12 protein-coding genes are annotated in these 17,829 nt (G+C 70.5%); 8 read left to right on the top strand and 4 right to left on the bottom strand.

From position 1 onward, the window contains the following. Positions 1-130: 130 nt before the first annotated feature. Positions 131-595, bottom strand: a complete 465-nt coding sequence (locus tag ACWF99_RS21170; protein ID WP_378633519.1) for a MarR family winged helix-turn-helix transcriptional regulator — start codon at positions 593-595, stop codon at positions 131-133. A 105-nt stretch (positions 596-700) separates the two neighbouring features. On the opposite strand from ACWF99_RS21170, the gene ACWF99_RS21165 reads away from it, so the two are divergent. The 3 genes from ACWF99_RS21165 to ACWF99_RS21155 all read left to right on the top strand — a co-directional run bounded on the left by ACWF99_RS21165 (position 701) and on the right by ACWF99_RS21155 (position 3,073). After that, complete coding sequence (locus ACWF99_RS21165; protein WP_452537187.1) at positions 701-2,389, top strand: MFS transporter; 1,689 nt, start codon at positions 701-703, stop codon at positions 2,387-2,389. Then, a complete protein-coding gene (locus ACWF99_RS21160; RefSeq protein ID WP_452537186.1) occupies positions 2,386-2,712 on the top strand; it encodes a hypothetical protein in 327 nt (108 codons plus the stop codon). The genes ACWF99_RS21165 and ACWF99_RS21160 overlap by 4 nt, the downstream gene beginning before the upstream one ends. Before the next feature lie 85 nt (positions 2,713-2,797). Then, positions 2,798-3,073, top strand: a complete 276-nt coding sequence (locus ACWF99_RS21155) for a hypothetical protein (RefSeq protein WP_378633511.1) — start codon at positions 2,798-2,800, stop codon at positions 3,071-3,073. A gap of 4 nt (positions 3,074-3,077) precedes the next feature. On the opposite strand, the gene ACWF99_RS21150 is transcribed toward ACWF99_RS21155, so the two are convergent. The 3 genes from ACWF99_RS21150 to ACWF99_RS21140 are packed head-to-tail and all read right to left on the bottom strand — an operon-like array spanning position 3,078 to position 8,844. Beyond that, on the bottom strand, positions 3,078-4,646 hold the full coding sequence (locus tag ACWF99_RS21150) for a dynamin family protein (protein ID WP_452537185.1): 1,569 nt from the start codon (positions 4,644-4,646) through the stop codon (positions 3,078-3,080). Next, the gene (locus ACWF99_RS21145) at positions 4,643-6,481 is read right to left on the bottom strand and encodes a dynamin family protein (RefSeq protein ID WP_452537184.1); all 1,839 of its coding nucleotides are present in this window, start codon (positions 6,479-6,481) and stop codon (positions 4,643-4,645) included. The genes ACWF99_RS21150 and ACWF99_RS21145 overlap by 4 nt, the downstream gene beginning before the upstream one ends. Before the next feature lie 17 nt (positions 6,482-6,498). Beyond that, positions 6,499-8,844: an IniB N-terminal domain-containing protein gene (locus tag ACWF99_RS21140; RefSeq protein ID WP_452537183.1), complete on the bottom strand. Its 2,346-nt coding sequence runs from the start codon at positions 8,842-8,844 to the stop codon at positions 6,499-6,501. A 293-nt stretch (positions 8,845-9,137) separates the two neighbouring features. Here ACWF99_RS21140 and ACWF99_RS21135 point away from each other — a divergent pair, with 293 nt between their 5' ends. The 5 genes from ACWF99_RS21135 (at position 9,138) to ACWF99_RS21115 (ending at position 17,476) form a co-directional block, all read left to right on the top strand. After that, positions 9,138-10,940 (top strand): Hsp70 family protein, encoded by a 1,803-nt coding sequence (locus ACWF99_RS21135; protein ID WP_452537182.1) that lies wholly within the window; start codon positions 9,138-9,140, stop codon positions 10,938-10,940. Then, on the top strand, positions 10,933-13,443 hold the full coding sequence (locus ACWF99_RS21130; protein WP_452537181.1) for a LuxR C-terminal-related transcriptional regulator: 2,511 nt from the start codon (positions 10,933-10,935) through the stop codon (positions 13,441-13,443). The genes ACWF99_RS21135 and ACWF99_RS21130 overlap by 8 nt, the downstream gene beginning before the upstream one ends. Positions 13,444-13,487: 44 nt before the next feature. Next, positions 13,488-14,582 (top strand): hypothetical protein, encoded by a 1,095-nt coding sequence (locus ACWF99_RS21125; protein ID WP_378633497.1) that lies wholly within the window; start codon positions 13,488-13,490, stop codon positions 14,580-14,582. Between the two features lie 118 nt (positions 14,583-14,700). Then, positions 14,701-16,062, top strand: coding sequence for a S1 family peptidase (locus tag ACWF99_RS21120; protein WP_378655947.1), 1,362 nt, complete (start codon positions 14,701-14,703; stop codon positions 16,060-16,062). 91 nt (positions 16,063-16,153) lie between these two features. Continuing rightward, on the top strand, positions 16,154-17,476 hold the full coding sequence (locus ACWF99_RS21115; RefSeq protein WP_378655950.1) for a S1 family peptidase: 1,323 nt from the start codon (positions 16,154-16,156) through the stop codon (positions 17,474-17,476). Positions 17,477-17,829 lie beyond the last annotated feature (353 nt).

The following is a 17,829-nucleotide window of genomic DNA, read 5'->3' as shown; positions in this document are numbered from 1 at the left end:
AACCAGTAGCTGCGGCGATTCATTCCCGCCACCCGAAAAAATTTCCCGACCCCCGAGCCATTCTTGCCACGGGTGCGCTCAACTGCAGCCCCTGATGCGCGATCGTGACGGTCCGGAGACCATCGGCGGGCTATCGGGTGAGGCCGGGATGGATGCCGGGGCGAAGGCCGTTGCCCTCGGCGGTGCGGCGCAGGAGATCAAGGAAGACCGCGCGGTCTTCGGGAGGCAGGGGAGACAGGAGTTCAGCGTCCAGCTCGGCTACCCGCTGCTCGGCTTCGGCTAGGAGAGCATGGGCGGCGGGCAGGAGGTGGAGGGCGTGCGCGCGCCGATCGCTGGGGTGGCGGCGGCGTTCCACGAGGTTGCGTTTCTCCAGGTCGTCCACCAGGCCGACCATGACATTGCGGTGGATCTCCAACGCCTCGCCGAGCTCCTGCTGAGTGCGGCCGTCGTGGGCGCTCAGGAGTTTCAGCATGCCGAAGTGGCGGGGCTTGATGCCCAGCGGCGCCAGTAGATCGCTGAAGCGATAGGCCGTATGGAAGCCCAGTTGGCCGAGGAGGAATCCGGCGTGGGTCGACAGCTGCGTCGGGTCGGTCACACCCCTACGATACGCCGATTAACGCACCATTCATGATTGCCCTATTGATTGATAATCACTCGAGGTGCATAGTTTGAGAGGTCCCCTACTCGAAGAGAGACTCTCGTGACTACCTCCCCCACTCCCCCCGCCCCGGATCCGCGGCGCTGGATCGCGTTCGCGGTGGTGCTGGCCGCCGGCTTCATGGATCTACTCGACGTGACCATCGTCAATGTGGCCGTACCGAGCATCCGGAACGACCTGCACGCCGAGTACTCGCAGCTCGAATGGATCATCGCCGCTTACGTTCTCGCCTTCGCCGCGGTGCTGATCACCGGCGGACGGCTCGGCGACATCTACGGTCGCAAACGCGTGTTCCTCACCGGCATGGCCGGTTTCACGATCGCCTCGGCGGCGTGCGGGCTGGCCACCGATCCCACCGTGCTCATCGGCTCCCGCTTCGCGCAGGGTGCGATGGGAGCGCTGATGGTGCCCCAGATCCTGGCCATCATTCAGACGACCTTCCCGAAAGAGGAGCGGGCCAAAGCGATTGCCGTCTACAGCGGTGTCGGCGGGTCGGCCTCAGCGGTCGGTCTCGCGCTAGGCGGAGTGCTGGTGCAGGCCGACCTGTTCGGGTTGGCCTGGCGGCCGATCTTCCTGGTGAACATTCCGGTCGGCATCGCGGGGTTCATCGCGGCGTGGTTCGTGATGAGCGATTCGAAGTCGGCCAGACCGCCCCGGCTGGACCCGGTCGGGATGGCACTGGCGGTATCCGCTGTACTGCTGCTGGTCTACCCGTTGACCGAGGGACGTCGACTCGACTGGCCCGCATGGACTTTCGTGATGATGGGTGTGGCTCTCGCGGTGTTCGCCGGGTTCCTGTTCTACGAGCGCGGCCTAGCACGGAAGGGACGTTCGCCGCTGGTCGATCTCGGGCTGTTCCGGTCGCGGCCGTTCGCGATCGGGCTGGGGACCTGGTTGCTCTTCTGGATCGCCATGGGTGGGTTCTTCCTGGTGTGGACGTTGTTCATGCAGGGCGGACTCGGGTGGTCGCCGTTGCGGGCCGGGCTCACCTCGGCACTGTTCGCGGTGGGTGCCGGTGTGGGAGCCGGTCTTTCGGTCGGCGTGCTGGCCGCAAGGTACGGGCGGCGGGTGTTGATGGTCGGGGCGCTGGTGAATGCGACGGGGTTCGCGCTCTACGGCGCGATGGGTGTGCGATACGGGAGCGAGTTCACTTCCTGGCAGATGGCGCTGCCGCTGGTGATCACCGGTGCGGGGTTCGGGATGGTGGTGGCGCCGACGCTGGACCTGCTGCTCGGGCAGGTGCCGGTACGGGAGGCGGGGTCGGCTTCCGGGCTGCTGAACACGGGGCAGCAGTTGGGGACCGCGCTGGGCGTCGCGTTGGTCGGCGTGCTGTTCTTCACCGCGCTCGACCGGGATTCCGATCTCGGAGTGGCCGCCGTGACGCCCGAGATCCGGGCCGAGCTGGCGCTCGAGGGAATGCCGATACAGGTCCAGGATCAGATCCTGGCCGGGTTCGCGGCATGCGTGCACGATCGGTCGGCGGAGGATGATCCGGCCGTGACACCCGCTAGTTGTCAGTCGAATTCTGGTGGCGACTCGGCGGTTTCGCGCGTACTCGCCGAGGCAGGGACCGAGGCCAACGCGGTGAACTTCGCTGAGACGTTCCGGTACACGCTGTTCTACGGCGCCGGGATGCTACTGGTGGTGTGTCTCGGATTCTTCGCACTGCCGAAGGAGGCCAAGCTGGAACAGCGCGTACTCGATGATGATCCGGAAATCGTCACAGTATGAAACACGAAGGGTGGAAGCACATGTACACCGTTGATCTGCTGACCGTCGGGCGCGGGCGCGAAGTTGTCGATACCGCGCTCGGCTATGTGGGCGGGCTCGGATACCGCGTCCTCGGGTCGACCACCGACGAGGAGGCGCTCGCGATCCTCGAGCGTGAACGAGTTCGCCTGCTGGTGATCGGAGGTGGAGTCGAAGCCGAGTCCCGGAAGGAGTTGACGGCCGCGGCCCAAGAGCACGGCGCCACCGTGATCCAGGCGGAGCGGGCCGGGCGCGGGATCGAGCAGTACCTCGCGGAGGAGGTTGTGCCGGCCCTGGGTGAGTGATCGGCCTCCCGCCTGATCGTTGCCCTGATTATTCGGGGCAACGATAGGGGTGCGAACAATCCTGTCGGACACTAGTTTCGGAAGTATGCGTGCATCGATGGGCAAGGTTCAGTGGAAACGGGCGTTCGGCGGAGTGGCCGTGATCGCCGCCCTGGCCGGAGGCGGGATGGTCGCGTCCGCCGGGAGCGCCGTGGCCGACAGCGGCGTTGCCGTTGCCGATGACGGATGCACGTTCTCGTCGGTCGGGGGGTCGTGCAGCGATCCGGGGCCGGTGGGGCACGCATTGATCGCGGTTCGGGAGTTCGCGAAGAGCCTGGGGTACGGGACCGGAAGTTCCTCGGGGACCGCTTACTTCATCTGACCGGCTAGGCGGTCCGCGGCGGAGGGAGTTCAGCCAGTATTCCCTCAGCGCTGCGGGCCGCGGCTCGGCAGGCGGTGGCGGTCGATCGGTCGGCGAGAGGATGGGCCGCGCGGGCCCGCCAGGTACGGACGGCGGCGAAAGCCGTGGCACGCAGGGAATCCGGGTCGGATTCCGCGGGCAGTCCGAGGCGTAGATGCGCCGCCACGCCCGCGCCGCCGAGCATGCGGTACAGGTCGGCGAGTACCGGTGGCGGCAACGGCAATTCGTCGGTACGCAGGCGCCCGAGCAGTCGGAGTTCGGTGAAACCGTGCACATCGGCGAGCCGAGCACGCACGCGGGGCCGCAGGCGATCGGCTTCGGTACCGGGGTAGGCGGCCAGGATCCGGTCCAGCGTGCTCAGCGCCGAATGGGCCTTCAATTCCTCAGCGCGCTGGCCGAATTGGACCTCCAACACCGAACGCAGTTCTTCGATGCCGCTGCGAGCCGCCAATTCCGCTGCCAGCGCGGAAGAATCGCGGGCACCGAGCCGAATCAGCATGGTGGCCATGCGAATACCGAACAGGCCGAAACGATCAACGAGCTGCGCGCGCAGTTCCGGGGCGACCGGCAGCGTGATGTCGGCGCGAGCGAATCGGTCCGCCGAGAGCAACGCGATCCCGAGGTCCTCCGCGGGCACTGTGGACAGCGCCTCGAACGCCGCGAACTCCGGCTGTCGCAGGGTCGCCGCGGCGAAAGCGAGCAGCCCCGCCACCGGAATCACCGACTGGCACAGGCCGGTTCGCTCCAGCTCGTCCGCGAACCGGGCGGCGACATCGCGGGCCGAATGCAGCGCGTCGATGCGACCGGAGCCGATCTCGTCGGCGCGCGACACCACCCCGATCACACCGAGCGGCCCCGCACCACCGGCGCCCGCACCGATCTGCTCGAGAAAGCGCACGTCGGCGGCATCGAGACGGCGCAACAGGTAGACGACGGCGTCGGCGCCGGACACCGACAGCGGCGCGGCTCGCGCATCGTCCTCGACATCGGCGGGAGTGAGCAGCCGTGCGGTGCGCAGCGACACCTCACGCGACAGCGACGACGTGCCAGGGGTGTCGATGATCGTGGTCTGCGACAACGCGGCCGACGGCCACCCGACCTCGAGATGGTCCACCGCACGGGGACCGCGCGCATCCCAGCTCAGACCGTTCAGGTCGAAGGTCAGTCCGTGCGCGCCACTGCCGCGTCGCACGATCACATTCGCGCGCGATCCGTCCACCGCGTGCGCGGTGACCGTGGGGGTTGCGGCGTCGCGGTACCAGGTGACGACGCGGGTGCACTCGGTGGCGTCGGTCGGGGCGACGGCCTGGCCGACCAGCGCGTTCAGCAACGTCGACTTGCCCGCCTTGATCGAACCGGCCAGCGCCACCCGCAGCGGCTCACGCAAGCGGTATTCGCATTCGGCCAGCAGCGTGCGCGCGTACTCGTCGCGCCCGAACGCCCGCGCCGCCGCGCCGATCAGCTCGTGCGCTTCGGCCAGGATCCTCGGTGTGGTCCGGTCGCCGGGCGCGGCGGTGTCGAAACGGTGGGTCACCCAGATACCGTACCGTCGGCCCGTCTCAGTTCGATCTGCATCGATTCCGCGTAGCGGCGCAGCTCGGCCACCGCGTGCAGCTGGCGTTCCAGCACGACGGTGCGCTCGGCGCGGTGTGTGGCAGCCATCGCCGCCGCCTCCTGTGCGGCCCGCAGGGAAGCGTCGATCGACCGCAGGCTGCGCTCGGCCACCCCGGCGAAGTGGTCGCGCAGCGCACGGTGGATGCGGTGCAGCCGGTCCTTGGTGTCCTTGGCCGCCTGGAACGCCACGTCGTCGAGGAATCGGCGCACCTCACCGTTGGCCTCGACGCGGCGTCGCGCCAGCCGGGCGGACTTGTCGTCGCGATAGGCCTTGCCGCCCACGATCAGGCCCGCGCCGAGCGAGATCGGGTTCAGCATCGCCAGGCCGGCGAAGGTCGTGGCGAGCCCGATCATCAGCACGCCGCCGTAGGAGCCGCGCATACCGACCAGAACCTTGCTCGTGAAGCCGATATCCGGCTCGAGATCGGCCAGGGAACCCGAACTGGCCAGGCCGCTCTCATCGTCCATCCCGGAGTGCACCTCCGGCAGATCGACCGCGCCGACCTCGGCGAAATGGCCCGCGATCCGTTCGGCGAGCAGCTCGGCTCGGCGGTGGGTCAGCAGGAGATTGTCGCCGAGGGCGGTGTCGACGGAGCCGGTCAGCCATTCCGTGATCGCGCCCCAATGCCTGCCCGGGTCGTTCTCGTCGATCCACTCCTGGCCCGTACGGGCGATACCGCGCAGCCGGTCGCGCAGGTCGTGATCCACATCGCCGACGAGGTCGGTGATGCCGTCGGTGAGGGTCTGCTGCCAGCTCGCGGTGCGCCGCTGCAACTCCTCGGCGGCCGCACGCGCCGACTGCAATTCGTTGACCGCCGCCGCGCCACCGGCCGGATCGCGCAGCGCGACCAGCTCGCTGCCCAGCGCCAGCGCCAGATGCTCCGCCGCCGAATGTAATTCACGAGCCACCGCCTGCCGCGTGACCGCCTGATCACGGGCGACGACCCGATCGCGTAGGAAACCGAACAGCACGCCGAAACCGGACTCCAGGCCCAGCTGCGCGTCCTGCAAGCGCAGGGCGTGCGCACGCAGCAGCGCCGATACCGGGATCAGGGCGACATCGGCTTCCGCGCGCGTCAGATGGGCCCGGTCGGCCTCCAGCACCTGCCGCCAGTGTGGGTAGAGGTCGGTCTTGGTGAGCAGAACGGCGACCGCGGGACACATTTCGCGGATCTGCCGGACGAACGTGAGTTCGGGTTCGGTGAGCTCGGTGGAGGCATCGGAGAGCACGAGTACGGCGTCGGCGGCCGCCGCCAGGCTGAGCACGCCCGCGGCGCAAGCACTTCCGTGGCCGCCGACACCGGGGGTATCGATCAGGACGATGCCGTCGGCCAGCAGCTGACTGGGCAGCTCGGCTTCGATCCGCACGACCTGTCTGCCCTGTGCCAGTGGGGTGCGGGTATCGACGGCGCCGATCTCGTCGAACGGGATCTCGACCCGCGATTCGTCGGTACCCGGCGCGGTGAGCACCAGATACGCCCGCTGCTGCGCGCCGTAGGACAGCTGCAGGGGCAACACGGTGGTCGCGTCGTCGCCGACCCGGCACACATCCAGCCCGAGCAGTGCGTTCACGAACCTGCTCTTGCCCTGACCGAGCTGACCGGTGACGACGATCCGGTGCCGCGGGTCGCGCACCCGCACGGCCACCTTCTCCAGACGTCCGACCAGGTCGTCACGGCCCGCGGCGTGGGCCGCCGCGACGGTGTCGGCCAACACCGTCGTCAGCGGCACCACGTTCTGTGCGAGAACTGTCATCCCTTCGCCCGTTTCGCTCAGTGGAACAGTCCGTCGGTGTGCACGTCGGCACCGGTGTCGGCGACGGTGCTCGATTCACCGAACAGCGACGCCTCGCCACCACCGAGGCCGGAACCGTGCAGGCCCGAACCGAACGCACTCGATACGTCGACGCCGGACCAGGTGTCGGCCGCGGTGGTGACCGCGCCCTGCGTCGTCGCACCGGCGGTGCCGGAAGTGTCGATCTGGGTGGTCGAGGTCGACGTGGTCTGACCGGAGAGGCCGCCGGCCGCGGCGGTGCCGCCCTGCGCCGCGCCGTCGACGGCGGAGGTGAAGCCGCCGGTCACCTGGGTGCCGCCGGTGATCGCGCCCGACAGTCCCGCATCGCCGAGGCCGCCGAGGCCGGTCTCGAGGCCGGTTCCCGTTTCGGCGCCGCCGGTCGCGGATCCTGTCAGGCCGGTCTCCACGGCACCGGTCAACCCGGTCTGGGCGCCGCCGACTGCGGAACCCGCGAGCCCAGCGCCCGCGCCGGCGACACCGGTCAGGCCCGCTTGGGCGCCACCGGCCAGATCGACACCGGACCCGACGGCGCCGTTCACTCCTGCCTGCGCACCCGAGGCGAGAGAACCGGTCACGTCGGCGCCGGCAGTCGTCGCGGTCTCGAGACCGGTGCTCAGCCCGATACCCGACGTGGTGGACAGCGCTGATTCCACTCCGGTCGTGATCTGTCCGGTGCCGCCGCCGGTGAGTAGTTCGTCGACACCGAACCCGGTCCCCGCCCCACCCGTGAAGCCACCGGTCAGATCCGTACCCGCCGACACTGCGCCACCCAACCCGGTTTCGAGACCGGTGCCCAGGTCCGCGCCCGCGCCGACCACACCGTCGAGACCAGTGATCGCCGACGTGGTGGCGACCGCGCCCAGCCCGCCGGCGGCCTGCGCCCCCACGTTGGCTGCGGCGCCGAGCCCACCGGCAGCCTGCGCGCCCGCGTTGGCGACAGCGCCGACGCCGGCCCCGAGACCTCCCGCGGCCGTGGTCGCACCGCTCAGACCGGCATCGAGGCCACCGCCGAGACCAGCGGCGACATCGACCGCGCCATCCAAGTCGGCGGCGATATCGCCACCCACGGCCAACGCCCCGTCGAGACCGGCGCCCGCACCGACCGCACTCGACAACGCGCCACCGAGACCGGCACCGGCCGCGCCGGTCAGCTCGCCACCGAGACCGACTCCGGTACCCACCGCACCGTCGAGACCAGCGGCAAGATCCGCGCCCGCGCCTGCCGCACCCGTGAGCACACCGCCCAGACCCACACCCGCACCGGCCGCGCCGCCCAGCGCAGCATCCAGCCCGGTCTCGAGTTCGGCCCCCGCCCCGACCACGCCCGTGAGCGCCTCACCGAGACCAGCGCCCGCGCCGACCGTCCCGGCCAGGCTGCCGCCGAGACCAGCGGCCAGGTCCGTTCCCGCGCCGACCGCACCCGACAGGGCACCGTCGAGACCGGTGCCGATTCCACCGGTCAGCGTGGTGTCGAGACCCGCACCGAGATCCGCGCCGACACCGGCCGCACCCCCCAGCGCGCCACCGACTCCAGCCGCGCCATTCAGCGCACCACCGAGACCGGCGGCAAGATCGCCACCCACGTCGACCGCACCACCGAGACCAGCAGCCAAGTCACCACCAACACCCAGCGCACCATTCAGTGCGCCACCAAGACCGGCGGCAAGATCGCCACCCACGTCGACCGCACCACCGAGACCAGCAGCCAAGTCACCACCAACACCCAGCGCACCGTTCACAGCACCACCGAGACCAGCGGCCAAATCACCACCAACACCCAGTGCACCATTCACAGCACCACCGAGGTTCGCACCGAGGTCGAGGGCGCTGTCGATCGCGCCGTTCAGGCCGAGGCCCGCGCCGAGGGCACCGGTCACACCGGCGGCCAGGTCGGCGCCGAGGCCGGCGTTCACATCGACGTTCGCGCCGGTGACGGCGTCGAGTGCCACATCGAGGCCGGCGCCTACCTGGGCGGCGGCGTCGGCGACTACCGAGGCCACAGCGCCGAGGCCGACGTCGAGACCGAGGTCGAGTTCGGCATCGGCCGCCGCGGCCGCCGTGACGGCGGCGGCAGCGGTGGCCGTGCCTGCCAGGGCCGCGCTCGTGCTCGCCGCGGCGCCCGCGGCTACGATCGCCTGCAACTGGGAGCCGCCGCTGACCAGCGCGGATTCCGCCACCATCGGGGCGACGGCGGAAATGTCCTCCGGGGTCACCACGAGGCCTGCCTCAGCCAGCGCGAGGCACGGGTTGGCGCAGTAACCGGCGGCGGCCTCGGGGTCGCGCAGCAGATTGAGGATGAACTCCAGAATCGCGTTCGGTGTCATCGAGATCAGCTCCTCCAGATCATGGGCGGTGATGCCCGATCTGTTTGTCGTTGGAATGTCTTTCACGCTAGGCGGGCCCGTCGTTACAGGTAACGGGGCGAATACCTAGTCCCGCCGGGCGTGCCCCATTAGGGGCCGACCACCGATTAGGGGAATTTCCCCGTACTTGCCCCATCGCAGGTAACAGCTGTCCCCTAGCAACCGACAGATCGAGTGGGACGCTGCCATCGGCGATCTCGCTGTACATCAAGCGTTTACCGGCCCACCGGAAGTCCTGCGAACGGGGTTGTCCAATGACAGAGCGTCTGGCGCTCGGCATCACTGTCGGAGCGGCGAATTCGGCCGCCGCGGCCACGACAGCCGACGGGACCGGTGCCACCGTTCTCACCCATCGCAGCGCACTGATGCTCGGCGCCGACGGATCGGTGAGCTTCGCCGACACCGCGCGCCACCATCGCGGAGTTGTCGTCGACGACTACGTGTCCAGGGTCGGCGATCCGGTGGATCTGCTGGCAGAGGACGGTTCCGCCCACGACGCAGCCGATTTGGTCGCTGCCGCGACCCGTGCGCTGATCGCCGAACTCTCCGGTGTCGCCACCGATGTGCCTACCACCGTCGCGTGCTACCCGGCATGGTGGCCGGAGCACACCGTCGAGGCCGCCAGGTCCGCGCTCGCACGCGCCGGCCTGCCCGAAGTGACGCTGGTGCCCGAGCCGCTGGCCGCGGTGCGCCGATACGAGATCGAGTACGGACAGCTCGAAGACGGCGCGCTGGTCGTGTACGACCTCGGCGCGAGCGGCTCGACCGTGTCGGTCCTGCGCACCGGCGAGCAGGCCGGACTGCTCGGCACCCCGGTGCACAGCACCGCGATCGCCGGTTCCGAATTCGATCTACTGACCATGCGCTACGTGCTGGCAAATGTTCTGAACGGAAACGACATCGATCCATTCGATCCCGTTGTCGAAGAAGAATTGTCGGCATTGCGAGAGCGCTGCGGAATTGCGAAAGAAGAACTCTCCAGAATTACCGCCACGGCGATTCCGGTCGGCATGCTCAACCCCTCGATCCACACCGAACAGGTCCGGTTGACCCGGGGCGAACTCGAAGATCTGCTGCGCCCGATCCTGCTCGACTCGATGAGCCTGCTCCAGGACGCGGTGCGCCGCGCCGAACTCACCCTCGGCGATGTCGGCCGGGTGCTGCTCACCGGTGCCGGTGGCGCGATTCCGCTGGTCGCCGAGCTGATCTCCACCGAATTCGGCCTGCCGGTGATCGCCTGCGCCGACCCGGCGACCTGCACGGCACGCGGCGCGGCCGAGATCGCCCTCGACGTCGCCGCGATCAGCGTGCCCACCGAGGCCATCCCGGTGGTGCCGGTAGCACCGGCAGCGGCTGCGGCGGCACCGGCCGTCGAGGGACTCGCGCTGCCACCGTCCGAGCCGGTACGGACCAAGATGTTCACGGCCAAACGCTCGGCGATCGTCGCGGCGGCGGCCTTGACCATGGCCGCGCTCGCCACCGGCACCCTCGCCCTCGGTGGCGCCACCCAGTTCTCACCCACCGGCCCCGCCGAGACCACCGTCGGCCCTTCGGTCCCCGGCGCCCCCGCGGCGACCGGCGCCGGCGGCGCGGCCGGGACGGCGAATGCCACGAACTCCGTGGTCACCGACCCGGCCAAGCCGGGCGCGGTCGGTACAACAGCGCCATCGGGTGCGATCCCGGTCGGCACGACCGACGCCGGAGCACCTGGCGGCACGCCCGCGGCGGGAACTCCGGCACCCGCCGGAACACCCACCGGTGGAGCACCCGCCGACGGAACACCGGCGGCCGCGGGCCAGCCAGGCCCCGCCGAGCAGCAACCGGCCCAGGCGCCGCCCGCAGGGCAGTCCCCGGCGCCCGCCCCGGCGCCGGCGCCTGCCCCCGCGCCGGCACCCGCACCCGCCCCGGCTCCGGCGCCCGCACCGACCCGGCCGCAGGTCCCCACTGTCAAGGTCGACCCCGGCGGCCTGCTCGACGACGTGGGCGGCGCGGTCGGCGAAACCCTCGAATCGGGTACGCAACTGCCCGGCAAGGTCCTCGGAGGAAATGGTGGCTGAGATCGCCCACGACACCTTCCCGAATGCCCGCTCCGTTTTCCGCGATCTCGACAACGCCGACCAGCAGACAGTGCTGCTCTTGATCCGTGGCCGAGCCGGGACCGGAAAAACGTTCCTGCTCGACGCCGTTCGCGCACGCCTGCGTCGCCGCGGCATACCGGTGGTCGAATCCGCCGCCGACGATGTCGAGAACGGGGTTCCCGACCGGGCAGTGCTCGTCGCCGACAATGTCCACAGCTACAGCGACGCCGAGCTTCGCGCGCTCTGCGAGGCCATCGAAACCGGGCAACGCTCGGTCGTGCTGACCACCCAGCCTCGGCCACACGATCCCCAGCTGCGCGCGCTGGCCGACGCGGTGGCGCGCAACGGCCGCACGGTGGATCTGCGAGCGCTGGGAAGCGCGCACATCACCTCGTTCGCCAGGGAACTCGGCGTGGCTGTGTCCCAGCCGCTCGCGGCGCGTATCCATCAGCTGACGGCGGGCATCCCCGGCGGTGTCGTCGCGGCGTTGAAGGGCGCCCACGCCGCGTCGCTGGAGACCTGCGAGGCAGCGGTCGACGAAGCCGTCACCGTCTGGACGCGGACACTGCTGGAAGCGGTCGAACCCGAGTTGCTCGAAACGCTGGTCATCGCGGCGACCGGAACCGGGCTGGACGCGACAGAACTCACCGAGGTGCTCGGTGTCGACACCGCCACCGCCCACGACCTGATCGACCGGGCCAGGTCGGGTGCCCTGGTCACCGATGCCGACCTGCTCCTCGCGCCCGCCGTCGGTCCGCTGCGGACGCTGCTCGGCGATCGCCGCTATGTCGATGTGCAGCGCAGGCTGCTCACCGCGCGCCTCGACGCGGGTCTGCTCCGCGATCGCACCGCGCTGATCCTGGCCGAGTCCGGCGTCGTCGATGCCCGGCTCGCCGAGTTCCTCTGCCGCACAGCCGAGAAATCCGACGAGGCGACCCGCTGCTACGCGGCGGCGGCCGCGGCGGGCGCGGCGGCGGAGTCGATCGCGCTGCGCTGGGCCGAGGCCGCCGCGCACGCGGGTGATACCGACACCGCGCTACGCCTGGCCGAACCGCTGCTGACCGCCGAGAACGTCGCACGCGCCGACCTGGTCGCCGCGGTACGCATCTGCGCGAGCGTGCTCATCCGCCGAGGACTGGTGAGTCGCGCGGCCGGACTGTACAACTGGCTCGGACCCGACCGGATCGGCGCCGACTGGGCGCCCGCGGCGATAGTCCTCACCCTGGCCGGTGAACAGGCCGGCGCCGCGCGGATGTCCGAAGCGGCACAGCACTGGCCGCCGACCGAGGCCGACGCGGGCGCTCGGCTGATCGCGGGCGCGCTCGACGAATCGCTCGACCCGCACGGAACCGGAACGGCCGCGGCGATTTCGGCCCTGATCCAGGCGGGCAACACCGACACCGGCGACGATCGCTATCTGCCCTGCTCCGCGGTCTCGATCGCCACGCTGCTGTGCCTCGGCAGCGGCGAGCCCCGTCGCGCCGGCGACGCGCTGCGCCGGGCGGCGGGCATGGGCGGTGGCCGGCAGCTTCCGGTGCTGACGGCCTGGACCGCACTGCTCGGCGGCGACGAACGCCGTGCCGCGAGCACCCTCGCCGAAATCGACATCCCCGCCCTCGCGCCCCGCGATCAACTCCTCGCCCATGCCCTGGCTGTGGGACTGGCCCGTCGCGGCGGCGATCACGCCGCCCTGGCTCGCGCGTGGCACGCGGCCTGCCCACTGTTCGACGAGCTGGAAGCCGACCTGTTGAGCCTGTTGCCGATCGGCGAACTGTGGCTGGCCGGCATCCGCCTGGGCGACGCGCGCCGGATCGAACCGCTCGTCGATGCCGCCAGGGCGCTGGTCCGCAAAGTGGGCCGCGCACCCGCCTGGACCAATTCCTTCCACTGGTACGGCGTGCAGGCCGCGCTGGCCGACGAGTCGCCCCGGGCGCTGCTGCCCCACGCCCACGCGCTGAAGACGGCGGCGGAAGCGGGTGACCGGCAGGCCACCGTGCTGGCCGATGCCGGGCGCACCTGGGTGCTCGTGCTGCGCGGGCAGGTCGCCGCGGCCGATGTGGAGGCCGCGGTCTCGGCACTGGCCGAGCTCGGGCTCACCTGGGATGCCGCCCGCCTGGCCAGCGAGGCCGCCCTCGCGGCGAGCGACTCGACCACCGCCACCGCCTTGCTCAAGCTCGCGCGTTCGGTGCGCACGCAAGCCCAGCCGGTCGAGCCGCTGCGACCGACCGCACAACCGCAGCCGCCCGCAGCCGGTCCCGTGCCGCTGACCGGCGAGTCCGGCGCGCTGAGCGACCGCGAACGCGAGGTGGCCGAGCTGGTCCTGCTCGGTCTGACCTATCGCGAGATCGGCGCGAGGCTGTACATTTCCGCGAAGACCGTAGAGCATCACGTCGCGCGGATCCGACGTCGAATAGGCGCGCGCTCACGATCGGAATTACTGTCAATGCTGCGCGCGATGGGACACGGCCAACTGCTGGTGTGACTCGCGCGGACGATGTCGACGCCGAAGTGAGGGGTGTTCCGCCGATGGCCACTGGGGTCGGCCTGCGTATCGCCGATGACGAATGCATCGCCGCGGTGGTCACCGAGGACGGCACGGTTCAGGTGATCGAGCGTGCTTCGGTTCTGCACATGTCCGACGACGGTGACGCCGCCCTCGGCGGACCGGCTCCCACCGGGCATGCCCACTCGATCGCCGGTTTCGTGCGCGCGATCGGGGATCCGGCCGGTGTCGATGTCGACGGCGGCGAGGCATATCGCGCCGAAGACCTCCTCGCGACGGCGATGTTCTGCCTGATCGATCTCACCACCGAGCACCTCAGCGGCCCGGCCGAGTTCTACGCCACCCATCCCGCGGCCTGGTCGACCGAGGTCGTGCGCGGCGTGCGCGAGGCTTTGGACTATCTGGGCTTGAAGTCGGTGGCCCTGCTCGGCGAGGACGAGCTGCCCCAGCCCGCGGACGGCGCCGATCCCGGCAAAACCTTCGCCAACGCCGCCGCCCAGGCCGCGCTGGTCGCGGTGCTGGCGACCCCGGCCGGCTCGACCCCGCCCGACCCGATCGTCACCGAGAACGCCATGGTCGCCACCGATGTGATGCCCGCGCTGCCGCCGCCCTCGGTGACCGCGCAGGCGTACTCGGCGGCGCTGCCGGTCTCGCCGCTGCCGACGAAGGCGATGGCGCCGATCGCGCCCGCCCCGATCGCGGAGCCCGCGGTGGTGCCCGCCCGCGAACCCGCGCGCAGCAAGACCCCGCTGCTGATCGCCGCGGCCGCGCTCATCGGCCTGCTGCTCGGCGGGGTCGCGGTCTCGGTCCTGATCCGCGATTCCGAAACCGTCCCACCGCCGACGATTTCCGACGCCAGCCCGGAAACGCTGTCACCGACCTCGGCGCCCGCGCCGCCTCCGCCGCCGGTCGTCGAGTCGACCACGCCCCCGCCGGTCACCACGACCGACGAACCGGTGCCGACGACCACCGAGGCGCCGCCGACGACCACCCCGGAGCCGACCACCACACCGCCGACGACCACACCGAGCCCCACCACCACCCGGCCCCGGTCTCCCTTCGGGACCTACCCGCCCGGCTATCTCCCGGCGCCCCTGACCATCCCGGGGCAGCGCTGAATCCAGCAGCCGGACGGTAACCGCGCCAGCTGGGCGAGCGTGCCCTAGAGTGATGCGCTGACCGACATGATCGCCGCCGGCGGTGTTCTCGGTCACTGGTTGTCGACGAAGGGATTTCATGCGCAAGTTGGTGGCGCGTCGCGCCGCGGTCAAGGCAGCCTCCGCCGGGTTCGCCGCGACTGTTCTTCTCGCACCCCTGCTCGGATCCGGCATCGCGTCATCGGAACCTGCTGCGCCACTACAACTTTCGGCCGATGCGTTACCCGGCGAATTGGTGACGGCACTGTCGCGTGACCTCGGGATGACCCCCACCGAGTACCTCGATCGTGCCGCGCGCGCCCAGCAGTTGCGCGACTACGCGACCGACTTCCGTGCCGCGAACCCCGACACCTTCGCCGGTGCCTGGCTCACGCCCGAGGGCAAGGCCGTCGTCGCCACCACCGATGCCGAGGCGGGCAAGCTCGTCACCGCCGCCGGCTACCAGACCCATCTCGCGCCGATCTCGGCCGGAGGGCTGGAAGGCGCGCTGGTGCAGCTGAGTCGGTGGGTCGCGAGCCTGCCGCCCGCGATCTCCGCGCCGATCAGCTCGATCGCGATCGACGCGCTCAACAGCCAGCTCGTACTCAACGTGGCCAACACCGGCACCGGCCACATGCTCAACCTGCCCACCCTGATCGCCACCATCAAGGTGGTGCTCTCGCCCGGCGGCGGCGGTCCGGTGGAGTACAAGCCGATGGGCGGCGACACCTACATCACCGCGACCAAGGACCTGCACGACGCCGACCTGCGCGGAGTCGACGTCTGCTCGTTCGGGTTCAACAGCACCGACGCCGCGGGCAACGCGCTCAATATCTCCGCGGGCCACTGCAACCCCAACGTCGACAACGGCGGCACGGCCTCGGTCTACGTCCCGAACGTGCGCGACATCCCCAACAGTCCCGAAGTCGGCACCTTCGCCCGCGCGGTGCTCGGCGGCCCCGCCTCGCTGGACTACTCGGTGATCAAGCTCAACGAGCGGGCGGTGAACGCGGGCATGGACCAGCCTCGCGTGCGCGGCGCCGAGGGCACCACCCTGACGGTCACCGGCACCGCCGAACCCGTCACCGGCGCACCGGTCTGCAAGACCGGCCAGTCCTCCACCTTCACCTGCGGGTTCGTCTCGGCCGATCACGTCGAGACCCAGCTGTTCACCGAGGCGGGCGTCAGCAAGACGATCCGCGGCTTCGCCAGCACCGCCTGCACCCTCGGCGGCGACAGCGGCGGCGCCATCGTGTCCGGCACGCTCGCCCTCGGCATCACCAGCGGCTCGAACGCCTCCGGTGCGCCCAACTGCACCGAGGCCAACACCCAGCTCGCCCCCTACGGCGGCACCGCGTCGCTCGGCGTCCCGATCCGGCCCATCCTGGCCGACATCGAGGCGACATCGGGCGGCGGCCTCGGCAGCGGAATCATGGTGCGCACCAAGCCCAACGCGGGCTGAGCGGGGACAAATCACCGACCGGACCGGGTGAGCGAAATCTCTTGCCCGGTCCGAGTAGGCATAAGTCGCTCGAGCCCATATAGTTCGGACCATGCTCCTGCCACGTATGGGTCGTACCCCGTCCGCGCGAAGCTCGAGAAGAGCTCGGAAATCGATAATCGCCGCTTCGGCGGCGTTTCTGCTGTTCGGCCCCACGATGGCGGTTGCCGACGCGCAGCCCGCGCCCGCGGATCTGCCCGCCCAGCTCATCGAGGCGGTCACCCGGGATCTGAAGATCTCCCCTGACGAATACCTGCGCCGCGCCGATGTCGCGCAGCAGGTCGCCGCGTTCTCCACCACCGCGCAGCGTCAGTTCCCGCAGGTCTTCGCCGGTTCCTGGCTGAGCGACCAGGGCAACGCCGTCGTCGCGCTGTCGCACGGCCCCGGCGCCGACCAGGCCCGGGAAGCCGCCCAGTCGGCCGGTTTCGAGGTCCGCAACGTCGCCAAGAGCGAGTCCACCCTGCGCGGCGAGAAGACCGCCTTCGAGAACTGGCTCGCCGCCGCACCGCCGGAGATCTCCGCGCTGGTGCGTGGTGTCGTCGTCGACACCGTGAACAACTCCATCGCCGTCCGCGTGCAGCAGGCCGGGCTCCCGCTGCCCAGCTTCATCGACCCCTCCCGCGTCATCGTCACCGCACCGCCGGTGGCCGGCGAGCGCGTCGACCTGACCGCCACCCCCGTCGCCGGTGACGGCAACGGTGCCCTGGCAGGCGGCGACGGCTACGCCTCCGTGATCGGCCGCAGCTCGCTGCGCTGCTCGCTCGGCTTCAACGGCACCGACCGCTCGGGCAACGTCGTCAACATCTCGGCGGGCCACTGCAACCCCGACATCGAGTCGGCGGGCACCGGTAACGCCGCCGCCGTGTACGAGGTCAACGGCGACCGGGCGGGCGCTCAGCTCGGCACCTTCCAGAAGTCGGTGCTCGGCGAGCAGGACTACTCGATCATCCGCGTCAACGACAACGCGCGCGCCCGCTTCGAGAACAACCTGGTCCGCATCCCCGGGCAGGCCCCCATCGCCGTCGACGGCGTGGCCACCCCCGTGGTCGGCGCCCCCGTCTGCAAGTCCGGTGCCCGCACCGGCTTCAGCTGCGGCGTGATCAACGGTGTCGACCAGACCGTCCAGGTCGGCGACCGCCAGCTCACCCAGAGCTTCTCGGCCAACATCTGCGCCCTCCCCGGCGACTCCGGCGGCGCCATCGTCACCGGCCGCCTGGCCCTCGGCATCTCCAGCGCCTCCTCGGTCGCGGATTTCCCGATCTGCGAGATCCCGAACATCATCGGCGCCATCACCGGCGACACCCCCCAGCTGTTCGCCCAGCCCCTGACCGTCGTCCTCTCGGACAACCCCGGTCTGTCGGTCCGCACCAACTGATCACCACCATGTAGGCACAGAGCAGCCCCAAAAAGGCCGGTAGCACTCCCGCTACCGGCCTTTTGGCTGTCTGCCCCACCTCCCCCCTCCCGAGTCTTCAGCGTGTCGTCCGGTAGCTCGACCGCCAGCCCTCGGCCTCCATCCAAAGACCGCCGCACTACCGCACCCCCAGCCACACCCTCCCCCCAGAAGCGGCCGCAATACCGCACCAGCCTTACCGTGCACCCCAGGTCCGCCATGACCGCCCTCCCAACCCCGCGCCCGCGACCCCTAGGGAGCGGCGGCCACGAAGTGGCCGGTCCGCGGCCGGGTCGCCGGTCAGGCGCCGCGGAGATGCGACGAAGGAGCGATTC

Source organism: Nocardia sp. NPDC055002, from assembly GCF_053608825.1.
This window is presented reverse-complemented; position numbering and strand designations above follow the sequence as displayed.